Raw genomic sequence first — 18,366 nt, forward strand, 5'->3', positions numbered from 1 at the left:
AAGGGCGTTTACAAGGTCAAGGTGAAGGCTGACGTTAATGCCCAGCCTTCGGCCGGCAACTTTCCACTCGTCGACAATTTGTCGAAAGAAGGTGGTCGCTCTACCAGTCTGGCGCTGTTTCGCAAGATTCATCACAACATGGGCATGTACTACACGGCCGCTGTAAACAGCGGATTGAGCGGTATCGCCTCTGCCACGAGCACCGCTAACGACGACTTCAAATACACCGCCGCCCATGAGTTTGGGCATTTCATCCTGAACGAGTATGGCGGTGGCGTGATCCCGATGTATTCCTGGACGCACAAGGATTCTTCGACGCTGGGGCAAAGCATCAAGCCCGATCATCCTGAGCCGACGTCCGGTGAAATCGATGTCATGAACTACTACAGCGGTTATCGCTCCATTGACTTCTTCAGCCGCGTTGCCGCTGCCGAACAAGATGTGAAAAGCCTTCTGTGGCTGGCCCGGGTCGAATTCGATGATTAAGTTCGCCGGTTTCAGCCTGCTCTTCATCTCCCTGACCATCTGCGCGACACAACAGGTTTACAACAACCATGTTTATGTCGAAAACCGCTGCGGCCAAGCGTTGGAAATGAAGATATCCAACGGCTCCAACTTGCATACGCAGTTGCGCAATGTGAAGTCAGCAGCGGGCTCCCGGGCGCTGGTAGCGAGCTTTGCCTCTTATGGCGAAGACGTGATCGAGCAAATCCCGGCCAACTATTCGCTGAAAATCACCGATACCGTTGGAAGCAAAGTGATTGATGGCGCCCAGCTGAAACAGCGCCTGAGCGGCGTGGAGAAGATCAGCGACGGCACTCAGCGTGAGTGGACGATCAACGATACGTCGGTGTGCCCATGAAGCTGCCAAGGATGACTTTGATGATTAAGTACATCGGTTGTGCCGTGCTGCTGTTCCCGCTGACGGCTTGCACCTCGCAGCAGCTCTACCGTGACGAAATCTATCTACAGAACAGCTGCGCTAGTCCCCTGACGCTGAAGGTATCGCATTTTTCGAACTGGGGACCGGCTGTTGGCGACTATGTCGCGCCGGTCGGCGCCCGACAAATCATCGGCAGCTTTATCTCGTATGACAAAGACTCGATGGTGCGCATTGCCGATGATTACGAACTGCTGATCAACACCGCTAGTGGCTCGAAGGTCATTCATGCGCAGGCATTAAGAGCGGCCCTTGAAGGCAAAACACCGGTGAGACAAGGCGATATCAGCTCCTGGACGATCAACGATGCGTCGTTCTGCCCATGAAGCTGCCAAGGATGAATTCGATGTTTAAGTGGACCGGTCTTTTTGCTTTCTTCGTGTCATTGACGGCCTGCGCTGCGCAGCAGGTCTACCGCAACGATGTCTACCTGCTCAACACCTGCGGAGTCCCGCTGGAGCTGTCCCTGGCCCATGACTCCAACTACGACGATCAGCCCCGCAGCTTCAGGCTGAACCCGGACGAGCGTCGTTCCATCGCCAACTACACGTCGGCGGGCAAGGACGTGTCGGGCCAGATAAGCGATCAGTACAGCCTGTCGATTAAAAGCGCCAGCGCCGTCAAAACCATTGATGGGCAGGCACTGCGCACGGCTTTGGCGCGGGTTGAGAAGGTCGAAGAAAAAGCCGTGCGTTCATGGACTGTCGATGACCGTTCTTTTTGCCCATGACGCACGCAGTTGTTGGATGTTCCAGCTCTTAAAAATTTTGCAAAAACGACAAACAGGTAACCCCCCGTGTCCTTTAACCACTACTACCAAAGCGAACTCACCGCACTTCGCCAGTTAGGTCGTCGATTCGCCGAGCGTAGCCCGGCGTTGGCGCCTTTCCTGGGTCAGGCCGGGCGGGATCCGGACGTGGAGCGGTTGCTGGAAGGCTTTGCGTTCCTGACCGGTCGTCTGCGCCAGAAGCTCGATGACGAGTTGCCGGAGCTCAGCCACTCGCTGATGCACCTGCTGTGGCCCAACTACATGCGGCCGCTGCCGGCGTTCAGCATTTTGCAGTTCGATCCGCTGAAGCGATCGGGACCTGCGTTGATGGTCGAGCGCGACACGCCGGTTGAGAGTGTGCTGATCGATGACGTGCGTTGCCGTTTCCGTACCTGCTACCCGACCGAAGTCTTGCCGTTGGATCTGGCGGCGCTGAATTACTCGGTGAAAGGCGACGGTTCGCTGTTGAGCCTGCGTCTGGAGATGAGCGCTGACGGTCACCTCGGTGAGCTAGAGCTGAGTCGTCTGCGTCTGCACTTCGCCGGCGAGCGCTACATCAGCCAGATGCTTTACCTGAGCCTGTTGCGCAACCTGGAAGGCATCGAGCTGATCCCGCTGGATGGCGCCGGCAAGCCCATCAATGGCGTCAACGGCACGCCGATGGCGTTCAAGATGCCCGGCGACCGTGTGCAGCCGGTGGGTTTTGCCGAAGAAGAGGCGTTGATCCCGTATCCGCTGAACACCTTCCGTGGCTATCGCTACTTGCAGGAATATTTCGCCTTCCAGGACAAATTCCTGTTCGTCGATATCAACGGTCTGGACCTGCTCAAGGCCCTGCCGGAAGACACGCTCAAGCAGATGCGCGGCCTGGAATTGCGCTTCGATATTCGCAAGAGCGGCATCCAGCGCCTGCGCCCGACGCTGGACAACGTAAAGCTCTACTGCACGCCGATCGTCAACCTGTTCAAGCACGATGCGCTGCCGATCCGCCTCGACGGCAAGCAGGACGAATACCTGCTGCTGCCAGCCGAATACGACCTGCAAAACTGCGGCGTGTTCTCGGTGGAAACCGTCACAGGATGGAAGCCCGGCGGCCTTGGTTATCAGGAGTACGTGCCGTTCGAATCGTTCGAGCACGACCCGAGTTTCGACGTGCCCAACAGCCGTCCGCACTACAGCATTCGCCAGCGTTCGTCCTCGTTGCACGACGGCCTCGACACTTACCTGAGCTTCGGCATCCGTCACACCGAAGCCCACGAAACCCTGTCGATCGAGTTGATGTGCACCAACCAGAATCTGCCGAAAAAACTCAAGCTCGGCGACATCTGCATGGCTTGCGAAGACACGCCGGAGTTCTTGAGCTTCCGCAACATCACCCCGGCCACGCCCAGTTATGCGCCGCCGCTGAACCGTGACTTCCTCTGGAAGCTGATCAGCAACATGTCGCTTAACTATCTGTCGCTGGCCGACGTCAATGCGTTGAAGGTGATTCTCGAAACCTACGACCTGCCGCGCTACTACGACCAACACGCGGAAAAAGTCAGCAAGCGCCTGCTGGGCGGGCTCAAGTCGATCAAACACCAACACGTCGACCGCTTGCACCGAGGGTTGCCGGTACGCGGTTTGCGCACTGAGCTGACCATCGACCCGGAAGGGTATATCGGCGAGGGCGACCTGTTCGTATTCGCTTCAGTTCTTAACGAGTTTTTCGCGCTTTACGCCAGTCTCAATTCGTACCACGAGCTTCGGGTAAAAAGCACACAGGGAGAGGTGTACCAATGGACACCACGTATGGGTCTGCAACCCCTGCTTTAAGCGGGTTGACCCGGGTAATACGCGAGTACTCGCTGTTTCAGGCCGTGCTGCTGGTGGTTGACCGGCTGCGCGAGGCGCACCCGTACCTGAGCGAAGACGATCTGTATGACCAGCTGGAATTCCATGCCAATCCGAGCCTGGGTTTCCCCGGCAGTGACGTCGATCGCGTGGAGTTTTTCGAAGAGCACGGGCAGATGCGCGCGCGTCTGCGTTTCAACCTGATCGGCCTGGTCGGTTCCGGTTCGCCACTGCCGGCGTTCTACGGCGAACAGGCCCTGGGCGATAGCGAAGACGGCAACCCGACCCGCAACTTCCTCGACCTGTTCCACCATCGCCTGCAACGGCTGATGCTGCCGATCTGGAAAAAATACCGCTACCGCGCAAGCTTCCAGAGCGGCGCCCTCGACCCGTTTTCGTCGCAGCTGTTTGCGTTGATCGGCCTCGGTGGCGAAGAGATCCGCAGGGCCCAGGAACTGAACTGGAAACGCCTGCTGCCGTACCTCGGCTTGCTCAGCTTGCGGGCGCACTCGGCGGCGCTGATCGAAGCGGTGCTGCGTTACTACTTCAAACACGCCGAACTGACCATCGAACAGTGCATCGAGCGCCGCGTCGAAATCCTCGACGAGCAGCGCAATCGCTTGGGTCGCGCCAACAGCCTGCTCGGCGAAGACCTGGTGCTGGGCGAACACGTGCGCGACCGCAGCGGCAAGTTCCGCATTCACATCCGCGAGCTCGACTGGCAACGCTTTCACGAATTCCTGCCGATCGGTTTCGGCTACCAGCCGCTCTGCGCGCTGGTGCGGTTCACCCTGCGTGACCCGCTCGATTACGACATTCGCCTGGTGTTGCGCCAGGAAGAAATCCGCGAACTGCGCATCGGTGAGCAGAACGCCTGTCGCCTGGGATGGACCAGTTGGCTGGGCCGCGAAAAAGCGGACGGCGTGGTGACCCTGGGCAGCAAAATTCATTAAGGACAGATGACCAATGATCAACGTAGACCTGCAACAACTTATCCAGGCGCTGGACGCCGAAACCCGTCGTGATCTGGAAAGTTCTGCCGAGCGCTGCGTCGCCCGTGGCGGCAGCAAGATCCTCGTCGAAGACTTGCTGCTGGGCTTGCTGGAGCGCCCGCAAGGCTTGCTCGCACGCGCGCTGCAAGATGCCGAAGTCGATGCCGGTGAACTGAGTGCCGCGTTGCAATCGCGGGTCGAGCACAGTGCTTCGCGCAACCCGGTGTTCGCCCCGGAACTGGTGCAGTGGCTGCAAGACGCGTTGCTGGTGGCCAACCTTGAACTGGGCCAAAGCCAGGTCGAGCAAGCCGCGTTGATCCTCGCACTGTTACGCAACCCGATGCGCTACGCCGGCAGCCGCTACCAGTCGTTGCTGTCCAAGCTGAACATCGAGCGCCTGAAAGAATTCGCCCTGTCGCAGAAGGAACAACCGGCCACCGGTAAACCTGCTGTGCCTGGCGAATCGCTGCTGCAGCGCTTCACCCACAACCTGACCCAACAGGCCCGCGACGGCAAACTCGACCCGGTGTTGTGCCGCGATGGCGCGATCCGTCAGATGGTCGACATCCTCGCCCGTCGCCGCAAAAACAACCCGATTGTGGTCGGTGAAGCCGGCGTCGGTAAAACCGCGATCGTCGAAGGCCTGGCCTCGCGCATCGCGGCCGGTGAAGTGCCACAAGTCTTGAAAGGCGTTGAGTTGCTGTCGCTGGACATGGGCCTGTTGCAGGCGGGCGCCAGCGTCAAAGGTGAGTTCGAACGTCGCCTCAAAGGCGTGATCGACGAAGTCAAAGCCTCGCCGAAACCGATCATCCTGTTCATCGACGAAGCTCACACACTGATCGGCGCAGGTGGCAATGCCGGTGGTTCCGACGCTGCCAACTTGCTCAAGCCAGCATTGGCCCGTGGCGAGTTGCGCACCATCGCCGCCACCACCTGGGCGGAGTACAAGAAGTACTTCGAAAAAGACCCGGCCCTGGCCCGTCGTTTCCAACCGGTGCAACTGCACGAACCGACCGTCAGCGAAGCGGTGACCATCCTGCGTGGCCTGGCTCAGGTCTACGAGAAGAGCCACGGCATCTACCTGCGCGACGACGCAGTGGTTGCGGCGGCCGAGTTGTCTGCTCGCTACCTCGCGGGCCGTCAGCTGCCGGACAAAGCCGTCGACGTACTCGACACCGCGTGCGCCCGTGTACGCATCAGCCTTGCCGCCGCCCCGGAAAGCCTGGAGCGCCTGCGTGGCGAACTGGCCGAAGGTGGCCGTCAGCGTCAGGCGCTGCGCCGTGATGCCGAGGCCGGTTTGCTGATCGATCACGAAGCGCTGGACGCTTTGGAAGATCGACTGGCCGACGCCGAAGACGAAAGGGTCGCGCTGGAAACCCTCTGGACCGAGCAGAAAGAACTGGCCGAGCGCCTGCTGGACCTGCGTCAGCAACTGGCCAAGGCCCGCGAAGCTGCCGCCGTCGAGCCCACCGTTACGGTTGAAGAAGACGCTGAAGGCACCGTGATCGAAACGCTCGAAGCCCCTGTGGACGAAGCGCAAAGCGTCGCGTCCCTGGAAGCTGCACTGAACGTAACTCACAAAACCCTGACCGAGCTTCAGGTCAAAGAACGTCTGGTGAGCTTCGAAGTCTGCCCACGTCTGGTCGCCGAAGTGATCAGTGCCTGGACCGGTGTGCCATTGGCCCAACTGGCCCGCGAACACAACGCCAAGGTCGCGAGCTTCGCCACCGACTTGCGCACCCGCATCCGCGGTCAGGAACAAGCCGTTCACGCACTGGACCGCTCGATGCGCGCCACCGCTGCCGGCCTGAACAAACCTGATGCACCGGTGGGCGTGTTCCTGCTGGTCGGCCCGAGTGGCGTCGGCAAGACCGAAACTGCACTGGCCCTCGCGGACTTGCTGTACGGCGGTGATCGTTTCATCACCACCATCAACATGTCCGAGTTCCAGGAAAAGCACACCGTCTCGCGCCTGATCGGTGCGCCGCCGGGCTACGTCGGTTACGGCGAGGGCGGCATGCTCACCGAAGCCGTGCGCCAGAAACCGTACTCGGTGGTGCTGCTCGATGAAGTCGAGAAAGCCGACCCGGACGTGCTCAACCTGTTCTACCAAATCTTCGACAAAGGCGTGGCCAACGACGGCGAAGGGCGCGAGATCGATTTCCGCAACACGCTGATCCTGATGACGTCGAACCTGGGCAGCGACCGCATCGCCGAGCTCTGTGAAAACGGCGCGCGGCCGTCGGCCGAAGTCCTCGAAGAAACCATCCGCCCGGTGCTGAGCAAACACTTCAAACCGGCGCTGCTGGCGCGCATGCGCGTCGTGCCTTACTACCCGGTGGGCGGCCCGGTGCTGCGCGAGCTGATCGAAATCAAACTCGGCCGTTTGGGTGAGCGCCTGAACCGTCGTCAGCTGGATTTCACGTACTCCCAGGACCTCGTCGATCACTTGGCCGATCGCTGCACCCAGAGCGACAGCGGTGCGCGCCTGATCGACCATTTGCTCGACCTGCACGTGCTGCCGCTGGTGGCCGACCGCTTGCTCGATGCGATGGCCACCGGCGAAAGCCTCAAGCGTGTCCACGCGACGCTCGACGGCAACGCCAGCGTGACGTGCGAGTTCGCCTGAGGTGGGCGTGATGTTCACTCAAGTGCCGCAACCGCTGGTCTATGCCGAAGCCTTGCTGGCGCAGTTCGCCAGCCTGTCGCGCGCGGCGGACGGTGCTGCGCTGCTGGGTGACTTCGTGCGCGGCTTGGCCGAGCTCAGCGGTTGCGAGTTGACGCAGCTGTACCTGCTGGATGCGACTCACACGTGCCTGGGGATGAACGCCGAATGTCTGAACGGCATCCTGCAACCCCGGGAATCGGCGAGCCTGCCGGCGGATTACAACGGTGAACAACTGCTGCAATTCGCCCTGTGCCAGAACCGCGTGGTGTGCCTCAGCGAGCTGAGCGGCAGCCTGCACGAAACCAGTTTCCTGCCGCCTCAGGCCATGCCTTGGCAGTCGCTGTTGTGCGTGCCGCTGGTCAATCAGCAGAAAGCCGTCGAAGGCTTGCTGCTGTGCGCCAGTCGCCGGCACATCGACCTGCAAGGCTTTGCCGATTCTCTCGGGCAACTCGGTTCGTTCGTGCTTGGGCAACTGCATTTGCTGCAACGTCTGCGTCAGCCGACTGGTGACGTACGACCGGCGAAGGCCAGCGTCCCGAGCGCCAGCGGTTACGGTTTGATCGGCAAGAGTTCGGCCATGCGCCAGACCTATTCGCTGATCAGCAAAGTCCTGCACAGCCCGTATACCGTGCTGCTGCGCGGCGAAACCGGCACCGGCAAGGAAGTGGTGGCGCGCGCCATTCACGACTGCGGACCGCGCCGTTCCCAGGCGTTCATCGTGCAGAACTGCGCGGCGTTCCCCGAGAACCTGCTGGAAAGCGAACTGTTCGGCTACCGTAAAGGCGCGTTCACCGGTGCTGATCGCGACCGTGCCGGGCTGTTTGACGCGGCCAACGGCGGCACCTTGCTGCTCGATGAAATCGGCGATATGCCGTTGTCCCTGCAAGCCAAGCTGTTGCGGGTTCTGCAGGAGGGCGAGATTCGTCCGCTGGGCTCCAACGACACTCACAAGATCGACGTGCGCATCATCGCCGCGACGCACCGTGATTTGTCGGTGCTGGTCAGTGAAGGCAAATTTCGCGAGGACTTGTACTACCGCCTCGCGCAATTCCCGATCGAGTTGCCGGCCCTGCGTCAGCGCGAAGGCGACATCCTCGACCTGGCCCGGCACTTCGCCGACAAGGCGTGCTCGTTCTTGCAGCGCGATGCGGTGTGCTGGTCCGATGCGGCGCTGGATCACCTGTCCGGCTACACCTTTCCCGGCAACGTGCGTGAACTCAAAGGCCTGGTCGAACGCGCGGTGCTGCTGTGCGAGGGTGGCGAGTTACTGGCCGAACATTTCTCTCTGCGCATGGAAGCCATGCCGGAAGACAGCAGCGGCCTGAACCTGCGCGAACGCCTGGAGCAAGTCGAACGCAGTCTGTTGCTCGATTGCCTGCGCAAAAACGACGGCAACCAGACCCTCGCCGCCCGCGAACTCGGGCTGCCACGCCGCACGCTGCTGTACCGCCTCGGGCGCCTGAATATCAATTTGGGTGATTTCGATGGCTGACCTCGATTTCTGCCCTCTGGTTGGAATACCACCTGTGGCCAGTGAATTCCCTGTGGCGAGGGAGCTTGCTCCCGCTGGGCTGCGCAGCAGCCCAAAAACCCTGCGCCGCGGTGTGGCAGTCAAACCGCCCCCCCTGTTTTACGACTGCTTCGCAGCCGAGCGGGAGCAAGCTCCCTCGCCACATAGGCGATGCGCAAGGCCTCTGGCTGGAGCGCTCGAATCCACCTCATCTGCTTCTAACAGCGCCGCCCAAACGGGTCGGCGCTTTGTACTTTGTCTACCCCTGGAGACCCTCTGATGCCTGTTCGTCACTGGCAAGCCGTCCTGCTTACCCTCGTCGTTCTATGCGGCCTCGGCGGCTGTAGCGGCAATTACAAATACAACGACAACACCTATCGCCCATTGGGTGATCCGCAGGCGGTCAATCGCGGCAAGTGACCGCAAGGAGTATCACCATGGAACTGGTTTTCGAAATGCTGAACACCAAGCAGTTCGTGCCCACGGATTTGTGCCAGAAGACCTTCAAACAGGCCGGTGGCGTGATCGGTCGGGGCGAGGATTGCGACTGGATCATCCCGGACCGCAAGCGTCACCTGTCCAACCACCACGCATTGATCAGCTACCGCGAAGGCACGTTTTTCCTGACCGATACCAGCAGCAACGGTATCCAGGACAGCGAAAGCGGTGCACGCCTGCGCAAGGGCGAAGCGATGCGCATCGAGCACGGCAGTGTCTACGTGCTGGGTGACTTCGAGATCCGGGCGCGACTGGTGCGCGACCCGGCGACCTTCGACGTTGAAGTCGGCCGTCCGCAAGTGGCAGGCAGCATCATTCCGGACGATGCGTTTCTCGATCTCGACCCGCTCAATGCCCTCGATCAGCAAGAGCGCGTGTATTCGGAAATCGACGAGCTGATTTCGCCGAGCACGACCATCGAGGACACCCGTCAGCGCGCCGACTATGCGCGTATCGACATGGAAAGCCTGTTGGTGCCGGAGCTGATCAACGCCCCGGCAGAGCCAGCACCCGCGCCACCGCCGAAAGCGATCGAGCGTCAGAGTGAAGGTTTCTGGGAACACTTCGGTGCGGCGCTGGGCGTGGACCTCAAAGGCCTCGACCACGATGCTCGCGAAGCCCTGGCGCTGAACGCTGCACGCTTGCTCAAGCAAAGCGTCGGTGGTTTGCAGCAGAGCCTGCGCACTCGCAGCGAATTGAAAAACGAACTGCGTCTGGCCCAGACCACCGTGCAAGGCACCCAAAAGAACCCACTGAAATTTGCCGTCGATGCCGGCGAAGCACTGGGCATTTTGTTGCAGCCGAACAAGCCGGGTCAGTTGCCGGCCGAGCAGGCGATCTCCCGTGCGTTCCGCGATTTGCAGGCGCATCAGGTGGCCTTGCTGACCGCCAGCCGCGCCGCCGTTCGCGGCACGCTGGAACACTTCTCGCCACAGCAATTGACCCTGCGTTTCGAGCGCGACAACAAGCCGTTGCTCGCCACGTCCGGCAGTCGCTGGAGAGCTTACGGTCGTTATCACCAGGCCCTGCGTCAGGACGATGACTGGAGCGAGCGCCTGCTGGCCCGCGACTTTGCTCAGGCCTACGAAGAACAGATCCGCCTGATTTCCACCCTTCACACCGACCACCAAGGATGATGCGCATGTCTCGCTGCTCGACCGCTTTTTTCAAGACGCTGACGGCGTTCGTGGCCCTGGTGCTGCTGGCCGGTTGCTCGTCGCTGTCGCCGTATTCCCACGTCACCAAGCTCAACCTGAAGCTGACCGCCAGCGATCAACTGAACCCGGACCTCAACGGGCGTCCATCGCCGATCGTTGTGCGTCTGTTCGAGCTTAAGCATCCGGTGACGTTCGAGAACGCTGACTTCTTCAGCCTGTACGAGCGCGCCAAGGAATCCCTGGCCCCGGACCTGGTGGCCAGCGAAGAAATCGAACTGCGTCCAGGTGAAACCGTGGAGATGAAACTCAGCGTGGAGGAGGGCAGTCGCTACGTAGGCATCCTCGCCGCCTACCGCGATCTGCCGGAAACCAAATGGCGCTACACGGTGCAAGTCACCCCGGTGGAAGTCACCGACGCTGATCTGACCCTTGACCAGGCCGGTATTCGCAACAGCAACGAAACGCTCGCCAAGGCGGATGACTGATCATGAATTCCCATAAAGTGATTTGGCAGGAAGGCATGTTGCTGCGTCCGCAGCACTTCCAGCACAACGATCGCTACTACGACCACCAGATGAAAACCCGCACACAGTTGCTGGGCAGCTACACCTGGGGCTTCTTGAACCTGGACATCGACTTGCAGTTCCTCAACATGGGCAAACTGGTGATCAGCCAGGCCTCGGGGATTCTGCCGGACGGCAGCCTGTTCGAACTCGGCGGCAACACCGAGCCGCTGGCCCTCGACGTGCCACCGAACACCGGTCACACGCCGATCTACCTGGCGCTGCCATTGGTCACCGGCAACCACATCGAGGCGCGCCGTCCGGAGCAATCCGACGTGCTGGCGCGCTACACCGCGTACGAAGCGGAAGTCGCCGACTCCAACGCCGGTGACGACTCTGCCAGCCAGGTCAGCTGCGGCCGCCCGGACTTCAAACTGTTGCTCGGCGAGCAGCAGAGCGACCAGGCCTACGTGAAACTGAAGATCTGCGAAGTGCTCGACACCACGCCCGACGGCGTGATCAGCCTCGACCCGGACTTCGTGCCGACCTACATTCAGTCGCACTCGTCCAGCTACCTGCTGTCGTGCTTGAAAGAAGTGATCAGCATGCTCGGCCACCGGGGCGACACCATCGCCGAGCGCATCCGCTCGAACGGCAAAGTCGGTGGCGCGGAAGTCGGCGACTTCATGATGCTGCAACTGATCAACCGCACCGAACTGCTGCTGCGTCACTACCTCGGCCTGGAGCAGGTTCACCCGGAAGAGTTGTACCGCACGCTGCTGACCATGCTTGGTGATCTGGCGACCTTCTCCAGCGACAGCAAACGCCCGCGCCTGGACAGCCGTTACCAGCACAGCGATCAGGGCGCGAGCTTCCGCAAACTGATGGAAGCGATTCGTCAGGTGCTGTCGATGGTGCTCGAACAGCACGCCATCGAACTGGTCCTGCAAGCGCGCCAGTACGGGATCATCGTCTCGCCGTTGCACGACCACAAACTGCTGGGCTCGGCCTCGTTCGTGCTCGCCGCCAGTGCCAACTGCGATTCCGAAGAACTGCGCCATCGCTTGCCGGCGCACCTCAAGGTCGGCCCGGTGGAGCGCATCCGCCAACTGGTCAACCTGCATCTGCCGGGCATCAAGGTCAAACCGTTGCCGGTGGCCCCGCGGCAGATCGCGTTCCACTCCAACAAAACCTATTTCATTCTCGAACTCAGTTCCGAAGACCTGGCACAACTCGAGCGCTCCGGCGGCTTCGCGTTCCACGTGTCCGGCGAATTTGCCGAGCTTGAACTGAAATTCTGGGCCATCAGGAACTGACCGACATGATCAAGGACATGGAACACAACCAGGACGATAAAACCGTCCTGCTCGACCGCCAGGGCCACGGCCCGGCGCAGAGTCCGCTGACAGATTTCGCCGCACCGCCGCGTTTTGAACAGCTCGAAGAACGGATGATCTACGCCGCGCGTTTGCGCCCGGCCGAATCCTTCAACATCAGCCTCAACTCCTTGGTGGCCGCAGCGTCCGACCTGTTGTCGGAAGTGGTGCGACTCAAGCACAGCGACACCCGCGAAGACATGTACGCGCTCAACGAGCGACTGACCTCCGGGCTGAAACTGTTTGAAGTGCGGGCGCTGCACAACGGCGCCGAAAGCAGCCAGGTGATGGCCGCGCGTTACGTGCTCTGCACCGTGGTCGACGAAGCCGTCGTGACCACGCCGTGGGGCAACGAAAGCGAATGGTCGCAGATGAGCCTGCTCAGCAGCTTCCACAACGAAACCTTCGGCGGCGAGAAGTTCTTCCAGCTGCTGGATCGCCTGTCGAAAAACCCGGTAAAGCACCTGCCGATGCTGGAACTGATGTACCTGTGCCTGTCGCTGGGCTTCGAAGGCAAGTACCGGGTGCAAGCCCGCGGCATGCTCGAACTCGAAGGCATCCGCGACGCCTTGTATCGTCAGATTCGTCAGTTGCGCGGCGACGTGCCTCGCGAGCTGTCGCCGCATTGGGAAGGCTTGAACGATCAGCGCCGCAGCCTGGTGCGCATCGTGCCGGCGTGGATGGTGGTGCTGTTCACCGTGGTTTGCCTGGTAGTGATGTATTCGGGCTTCGCCTGGGTACTGGGCGAGCAACGCGAAACCGTTCTGCAACCTTATCAGCAGCTAGATCCGGCCGCGGTCCAGCCGCAGTCGCAGCCGTAAACAGGGACGTGTGATGAAAAAGTTTTTCAAGAAAGTCGGCGCATTCTTGCGCAAGACCTGGGTCTGGACCTTGCTGGTGGTGCTGTTTGTCGCGCTGCTGGTGTGGTTCGTCGGGCCGCTGCTGGCGGTGGATGACTACAAGTTCTGGGAAGGTTCGACCTCCCGCCTGCTGACCATCAGTGTGCTGTTCCTGATCTGGGGCCTGACCATGGTCTTCGTCAGCTGGCGCGCTGGCGTACGCAAAAAGGCTATCGAAGACACCGAAGACGGCCAGGACCGTATCCGCCGTGAAGAGTTGATCGACGAAGAGCAGAAAGAACTTCGCGTGCGCTTCAAGGATGCGTTGAAAACCCTGAAGACCTCGAGCCTCTATCGCGGTCGCAGCGAGCGCTGGCGCAGCGATTTGCCTTGGTACTTGCTGATCGGTCCGCAGGGCAGTGGCAAGACCAGTCTGCTGGACTTCTCGGGCCTTGAGTTTCCGATCAACAAGATCGACCGCAAACTGACCCGCGACACCCTCGGCACCCGTCATTGCGACTGGTATTTCGCCGACCACGGTGTGCTGATCGACACCGCCGGGCGTTACCTGACCCAGCCGGATGCCGAAGTCGATGGCAGCGCCTGGAGCACCTTGCTCGACCTGCTGCGCAAGCGTCGCCGCAACCGTCCGTTGAACGGCGTGCTGGTGACCATTCCGGTGGAACTGCTGCTGGGTAACACCGAGCAAGACCTCGACACCCTGGCTCGCCAGGTGCGTGCCCGTCTGCAAGACGTGCATCAGAAACTGCACGTCGATGTGCCGGTTTATCTGGTGTTGAGCAAGGCTGACAAGCTGCTCGGTTTCGACGAGTTCTTCGATCAGCTGACCCGCGAAGAAAGCGATCAGGTGCTCGGCACCAGCTTCCGCAAAGCGCAGAGCGGTACCGACGTCGCCGTGCTGCGCGCCGAGTTCGAAGAGCTGCTGCGCCGCCTCAACAGCCAAGTGATCATGCGCATGCACCAGGAGCGCGACACCCAGCGCCGTGGTCGCATCCTCGACTTCCCGCATCAACTGGGGCAGATCGGCGAGCGCCTGTGCCTGTTCGTCGACATGGCGTTCACCGGCAACCGCTACCAGCGTGTCAGCCAGTTGCGCGGTTTCTACCTGACCAGCGCACCGCACCTGACTCAAGAAATGGACCAGACCACCGCCGGCATCGGCGCCAACCTGGGCATGAACGCCGGCATGCTGCCAACCTTGCGCAGTGGTCGCTCGCGCTTCATTCACCATTTGCTTAGCCGAGTGATTTTCCCCGAGGCCGATCTGGCCGGTCTGGACAAGCGCGAACGCAGCCGCATCCATTGGGGTCAACGTGCGTTGTACGTGGGCGCATTGGCGGCGCTGGCGCTGTTCGGCATGCTGTGGGCGGGCGGTTTCTCCGCCAACTACGAGCGTCTGGAAAACCTGCGCAACCTCGCGACCAACTGGACGCAACAACGCTCGGCCCTGACCGCGCGTGATGACTCCATGGCGGTGCTCAAGCCCCTCGATAGCAGCTACGCGGCGACTCAGGTCTTCCCGAACAAAGGTGACGTGTCGTACCACGAGCGCGGTGGTTTGTATCAGGGCGAAGAGGTCAATCCGGTGGTCAAGGAGGCCTACGAGCGAGAGCTTGAAGCGCAACTGCTGCCGAAGGTCGCGACGCTGCTGGAAGGGCAGATCCGCGCCAACATGAAGGACCGCGAACGCCTGCTCAACAGCCTGCGTGCGTACCTGATGCTGAACATGAAAGACCGTCGCGACGGTCCATGGCTCAAGGACTGGGTTGCCACCGAATGGTCCCAGCGTTATGCCGGCAACACCGCCGTGCAGAACGGTTTGAATACGCACTTCGAGCGTTTGCTGAAGCAGCCGTTTATCTACCCGCTGAACGATCAACTGGTGGCTCAGGCGCGTCAGGTATTGCGCAGTGAGTCGCTGGCCAACGTGGTGTACCGGATGCTGCGCGAGCAGGCTCGCAACCTACCGGAATACCGCTTGAGCCAACACATGGGTCCACAAGCTTCATTGTTTGTCGGCACCGAATACGTGATCCCGGGCTTCTACACCCAGCAGGGTTATCAGCAGTACTTCTCGGTTCAGGGCTCTGCACTGGTCACCGATATCCTGCGTGACAACTGGGTGCTGGGCGAGGGCTCTGGCATCAGCGGCATGGACTTGCGTCGCCTGATGGTCGAACTGGAGCAACTGTACTTCCGCGACTACGCCAACTTCTGGAGTGAAGCGGTCGGCCAGGTGGCCTTGCCACCGATCAACGACGCGGGCGAGGGCGCCGAGCAACTGGCGGGCCTGACCTCGGCTAATTCTCCAGTGCTGCAACTGCTGGTGGAAGTGCGCGAGAACACCCGTTTTGCGGCGACTGCCGACACTGCCGAGGACGCCGCCGATGCGGCCGCGAAGCTGGCAGAGAAGGGCGGCAAACTCGGCAAACTGGTTGCATCGGCTGCCGACCAGGCAGCGGACATGGCCAAAAACCTGCCCGACACCGCGAAGAAATCCCTGCAACGTCGTTTCGAACCGCTGCACCGTTTGCTGGACGACAACAACGGCCCGGCCGCTGATTTGACCCCGGCCCTGACGGCGCTCAACGACCTGCAACTGCAACTGGCGAGCCTCGCTCGTGCCAGTGCGCCGGAACAGGCAGCGTTCGAAATGGCCAAGACCCGCATGAGCGGCCAGCGTGATGCGCTGAGCAACTTGCGCAATGCCTCCAACCGTCTGCCGCGTCCGGTCAGCATGTGGTTCAACGTCCTGGCTGAAGACACCTGGCGTCTGGTGTTGAACGATTCCTACCAGTACCTGAACCAGCGTTATCAGAGCGAGCTGTACAGCTTCTATGGCAAGGCGATCAACAAGCGTTACCCGTTCAGCGCCCACAGCACCAGCGACGTTGCGATCAGCGACTTCCGCGAGTTCTTCAAGGCGCAGGGCATCAACGATCGTTTCTTCGACACTTACATGCGTCCGTTCGTGAGTGGCGATCCAGGCAACTACCGTCTGCGCAGCATCGACGGTCACAGCATGCCGATCTCCAAGGTCTACCTCGACCAGATGGCCGCGGCCCAAGTGATTCGCCAGAGCTTCTTCTCGATCAATCCGGCCGAGCCGCAAGTGCAATTCAAACTGGAGCCGTACACCCTCGACCCGGCCGTCAGCCGTTCCGAGTTCAAGTTTGGCGACAAGACCATCGAATACCGCCACGGTCCGATCGTGCCGGTGTCGTTCAAATGGCCGACCGATGCTGAAGACGGTCGCACCAGCCTGGTCCTCGACAAAATGGCCGGCCGCCCGATCGGCATCGAGAAGAACACCGGCCCATGGTCGCTGTTCCGTCTGTTCGACCTGATGCAGACCGAGTACCTGAGCGGTCGCGATGTGTTGGTACTGAAAGCTGATGTGGGCGGCCTGCGCGCCAACTACTTGCTGTCGAGCCAGCGCACACCGAACCCGTTCGACATGGGCGTGCTGCGTACCTTCCGTATGCCGGTGCAGCTCTGATGCTGGTTGCCAGTCCCTGGCGCAGCGCTGCGCGTACCGATCCGGGCAAGGTTCGGGCGCGCAACGAAGATGCTTTCCTCGACTGCCCACAGCAGGGGCTGTGGGTGGTCGCAGACGGCATGGGCGGTCATCAGGGTGGCGACATCGCCAGCCAGTTGATCGTCGCCAGCCTGGCGGAATTGCCGGTGCAGGACGACTTCGACGAACGACTCAAAGGCATACGCCAGTGCCTGCACTGGCTCAACCGCCGCTTGGGTCAGGAGTTGACCGTCACGGCCGGGCGCCACGACAGCATCATGGGCAGCACCGTGGTGGCGCTGCTGGTGGAAGGTAGTCGCGCGGCCTGCATCTGGGCCGGCGACAGCCGTTGCTACTTGTGGCGTGGCCAGCGTTTGTATCAGCTGTCCAAGGACCATTCGCTGCAACAGCAACTCATCGACGAGCAAAACATGAGCGTCGAAGACGCCCGTGCTCATCCTTCGGCTCATGCGCTGACCCGTGCGGTCGGCGCCGCCGATGTGCTGACGCTGGACGTACTCGAACTCGAGGTTTACCCCGGCGATGCGTTTCTGTTGTGCAGCGATGGTTTGTACCAGGGGCTGAGCACCGATGCCTTGGGCAACGCCCTGAGCCTGACCGCGCCGCACGTTGCGCTGGAGCGTCTGTTCGATGGCGCTCTGCGTGGCTCGGCCCGGGACAACTTGACTGCTGTGGTGATCCGAAAATGACTCAACTCATGCCGCCGCTCGACGACCTGCTGGTGAGCGAAGAGCAAGACAGTAACCTGACTTACTTTGCGTTCGCCAAGTCTCTAAACGACAAGCCGCATAAGGCCCAACCCGCGCTGGCGCCGACCAAGGCCAGCATCGGTGAAATGCCCGACGTGCTCGCAGGCCGTTACCGCATCGAGCGCCTGCTCGGTGCTGGTGGCATGGGCGCGGTTTACCGCGCACGGGATCTGCTGAGCGAGCAGTTCGGCGATCCCGACCCTTACATCGCGTTGAAAATTCTCAGCGAAGAATTTGCCGAATCGCCGGACGCCAGTGCCTTGCTCTACAGCGAGTTCGCCCTGACCCGACGCCTGCGCCACGACAACGTGCTGCGTTTGCACAGCTTTGAAGTGGACACCGACTGCCAGCGCGCCTTCATCACCATGGAACTCATGCGTGGGCTGACCCTGGACAAATTACTCTGCGAGCGGCCACTGGGCCTGCCGTGGAAAGAACTGCGCGACATCGCGCTGCCGCTGCTCGACGCGCTGGCCTTCACCCACGCTCGCGGCGTGCTGCACGGTGACATGAAGCCAAGCAACGTGATGCTCAGCGAAGAAGGCGTGCGCCTGTTCGACTTCGGTCTGGGCCAGGCCGAAGAGGGCATCCTGCCCGGCCTGCCACACCTGAGCCGCCACCGCTTCAACGCCTGGACCCCCGGCTACGCCGCCCCCGAACTGCTCGAAGGCCAACCGCTGACGGCCAGTGCGGACGTGTACGGCGTGGCCTGCGTGCTCTATGAATTGGCGAGCGGCAAACATCCGTTCCGCCGCTTGCCCTCGACCGAGGCCCGCGACGGCCACCTCGAACACGAGCTGCACGCCCCCAGGAATCTCCCAAAACACTGCTGGCCAGCCCTGCGAACGGCGCTGGCTTTCGATGCGGCCAAGCGCACCATCACCGCCGCCCAATTGCGTGACGCCATGGGCGCCACTTCGACTTTGCTGCAACGCCTGCGACTGCGGGCGTAACGGATGACTACCGAACAGGG

The 18,366-nt window shown here is 61.3% G+C and carries 15 protein-coding genes; all 15 read left to right on the top strand.

The features are described 5' to 3' along the window. The first annotated feature begins 478 nt into the window (after positions 1-478). The 15 genes from ABH912_RS21020 to ABH912_RS21090 all read left to right on the top strand — a co-directional run bounded on the left by ABH912_RS21020 (position 479) and on the right by ABH912_RS21090 (position 18,346). Complete coding sequence (locus tag ABH912_RS21020; RefSeq protein WP_033059308.1) at positions 479-862, top strand: hypothetical protein; 384 nt, start codon at positions 479-481, stop codon at positions 860-862. A 20-nt stretch (positions 863-882) separates the two neighbouring features. Next, a complete protein-coding gene (locus ABH912_RS21025) occupies positions 883-1,266 on the top strand; it encodes a hypothetical protein (protein ID WP_429511555.1) in 384 nt (127 codons plus the stop codon). Positions 1,267-1,286: 20 nt separating this feature from the next. Next, complete coding sequence (locus ABH912_RS21030) at positions 1,287-1,670, top strand: hypothetical protein (protein WP_197281763.1); 384 nt, start codon at positions 1,287-1,289, stop codon at positions 1,668-1,670. Positions 1,671-1,736: 66 nt separating this feature from the next. Further along, positions 1,737-3,524 carry a type VI secretion system baseplate subunit TssF gene (gene tssF, locus ABH912_RS21035; protein WP_033059312.1) on the top strand — a complete coding sequence of 596 codons (1,788 nt, stop codon included), beginning with the start codon at positions 1,737-1,739 and terminating at the stop codon, positions 3,522-3,524. Next, positions 3,488-4,495 carry a type VI secretion system baseplate subunit TssG gene (tssG, locus tag ABH912_RS21040; protein ID WP_429511556.1) on the top strand — a complete coding sequence of 336 codons (1,008 nt, stop codon included), beginning with the start codon at positions 3,488-3,490 and terminating at the stop codon, positions 4,493-4,495. The genes tssF and tssG overlap by 37 nt, the downstream gene beginning before the upstream one ends. A gap of 13 nt (positions 4,496-4,508) precedes the next feature. After that, entirely contained in the window at positions 4,509-7,163 is a 2,655-nt protein-coding gene (gene tssH, locus ABH912_RS21045; RefSeq protein ID WP_429511557.1) for a type VI secretion system ATPase TssH, read from the top strand. Positions 7,164-7,173: 10 nt separating this feature from the next. Beyond that, entirely contained in the window at positions 7,174-8,694 is a 1,521-nt protein-coding gene (locus ABH912_RS21050) for a sigma-54 interaction domain-containing protein (RefSeq protein ID WP_429511558.1), read from the top strand. A gap of 297 nt (positions 8,695-8,991) precedes the next feature. After that, positions 8,992-9,132, top strand: coding sequence for a hypothetical protein (locus ABH912_RS21055; RefSeq protein ID WP_007894589.1), 141 nt, complete (start codon positions 8,992-8,994; stop codon positions 9,130-9,132). A gap of 17 nt (positions 9,133-9,149) precedes the next feature. Beyond that, positions 9,150-10,346, top strand: a complete 1,197-nt coding sequence (tagH, locus tag ABH912_RS21060; RefSeq protein ID WP_429511559.1) for a type VI secretion system-associated FHA domain protein TagH — start codon at positions 9,150-9,152, stop codon at positions 10,344-10,346. 5 nt (positions 10,347-10,351) lie between these two features. After that, entirely contained in the window at positions 10,352-10,852 is a 501-nt protein-coding gene (tssJ, locus tag ABH912_RS21065) for a type VI secretion system lipoprotein TssJ (RefSeq protein WP_429511560.1), read from the top strand. Positions 10,853-10,854: 2 nt separating this feature from the next. Further along, positions 10,855-12,186 carry a type VI secretion system baseplate subunit TssK gene (tssK, locus tag ABH912_RS21070; RefSeq protein WP_429511561.1) on the top strand — a complete coding sequence of 444 codons (1,332 nt, stop codon included), beginning with the start codon at positions 10,855-10,857 and terminating at the stop codon, positions 12,184-12,186. Between the two features lie 5 nt (positions 12,187-12,191). Continuing rightward, positions 12,192-13,067 (top strand): type IVB secretion system protein IcmH/DotU, encoded by an 876-nt coding sequence (gene icmH / locus ABH912_RS21075; protein WP_429511562.1) that lies wholly within the window; start codon positions 12,192-12,194, stop codon positions 13,065-13,067. Between the two features lie 13 nt (positions 13,068-13,080). After that, positions 13,081-16,605, top strand: a complete 3,525-nt coding sequence (tssM, locus tag ABH912_RS21080; protein ID WP_429511563.1) for a type VI secretion system membrane subunit TssM — start codon at positions 13,081-13,083, stop codon at positions 16,603-16,605. Then, a complete protein-coding gene (locus ABH912_RS21085) occupies positions 16,605-17,333 on the top strand; it encodes a PP2C family protein-serine/threonine phosphatase (protein WP_033059323.1) in 729 nt (242 codons plus the stop codon). The genes tssM and ABH912_RS21085 overlap by 1 nt, the downstream gene beginning before the upstream one ends. Then, the gene (locus ABH912_RS21090) at positions 17,330-18,346 is read left to right on the top strand and encodes a serine/threonine-protein kinase (protein WP_429511564.1); all 1,017 of its coding nucleotides are present in this window, start codon (positions 17,330-17,332) and stop codon (positions 18,344-18,346) included. The genes ABH912_RS21085 and ABH912_RS21090 overlap by 4 nt, the downstream gene beginning before the upstream one ends. Positions 18,347-18,366: the final 20 nt, after the last annotated feature.

It is taken from the genome of Pseudomonas sp. BT76 TE3572 (genome assembly GCF_050435365.1).
In the GTDB taxonomy this organism is placed as follows: Bacteria; Pseudomonadota; Gammaproteobacteria; order Pseudomonadales; family Pseudomonadaceae; genus Aquipseudomonas; species Aquipseudomonas fluorescens_W.

What these genes read in the sequence shown, in the direction of transcription:
- ABH912_RS21020 (WP_033059308.1), top strand. Translation starts at nt 479, where the DNA reads ATGATTAAGTTCGCCGGTTTCAGCCTGCTCTTCATCTCCCTGACCATC.
- ABH912_RS21025 (WP_429511555.1), top strand. Translation starts at nt 883, where the DNA reads ATGATTAAGTACATCGGTTGTGCCGTGCTGCTGTTCCCGCTGACGGCT.
- ABH912_RS21030 (WP_197281763.1), top strand. Translation starts at nt 1,287, where the DNA reads ATGTTTAAGTGGACCGGTCTTTTTGCTTTCTTCGTGTCATTGACGGCC.
- tssG (WP_429511556.1), top strand. Translation starts at nt 3,488, where the DNA reads ATGGACACCACGTATGGGTCTGCAACCCCTGCTTTAAGCGGGTTGACC.
- tssH (WP_429511557.1), top strand. Translation starts at nt 4,509, where the DNA reads ATGATCAACGTAGACCTGCAACAACTTATCCAGGCGCTGGACGCCGAA.
- ABH912_RS21050 (WP_429511558.1), top strand. Translation starts at nt 7,174, where the DNA reads ATGTTCACTCAAGTGCCGCAACCGCTGGTCTATGCCGAAGCCTTGCTG.
- ABH912_RS21055 (WP_007894589.1), top strand. Translation starts at nt 8,992, where the DNA reads ATGCCTGTTCGTCACTGGCAAGCCGTCCTGCTTACCCTCGTCGTTCTA.
- tagH (WP_429511559.1), top strand. Translation starts at nt 9,150, where the DNA reads ATGGAACTGGTTTTCGAAATGCTGAACACCAAGCAGTTCGTGCCCACG.
- tssJ (WP_429511560.1), top strand. Translation starts at nt 10,352, where the DNA reads ATGTCTCGCTGCTCGACCGCTTTTTTCAAGACGCTGACGGCGTTCGTG.
- tssK (WP_429511561.1), top strand. Translation starts at nt 10,855, where the DNA reads ATGAATTCCCATAAAGTGATTTGGCAGGAAGGCATGTTGCTGCGTCCG.
- icmH (WP_429511562.1), top strand. Translation starts at nt 12,192, where the DNA reads ATGATCAAGGACATGGAACACAACCAGGACGATAAAACCGTCCTGCTC.
- tssM (WP_429511563.1), top strand. Translation starts at nt 13,081, where the DNA reads ATGAAAAAGTTTTTCAAGAAAGTCGGCGCATTCTTGCGCAAGACCTGG.
- ABH912_RS21085 (WP_033059323.1), top strand. Translation starts at nt 16,605, where the DNA reads ATGCTGGTTGCCAGTCCCTGGCGCAGCGCTGCGCGTACCGATCCGGGC.
- ABH912_RS21090 (WP_429511564.1), top strand. Translation starts at nt 17,330, where the DNA reads ATGACTCAACTCATGCCGCCGCTCGACGACCTGCTGGTGAGCGAAGAG.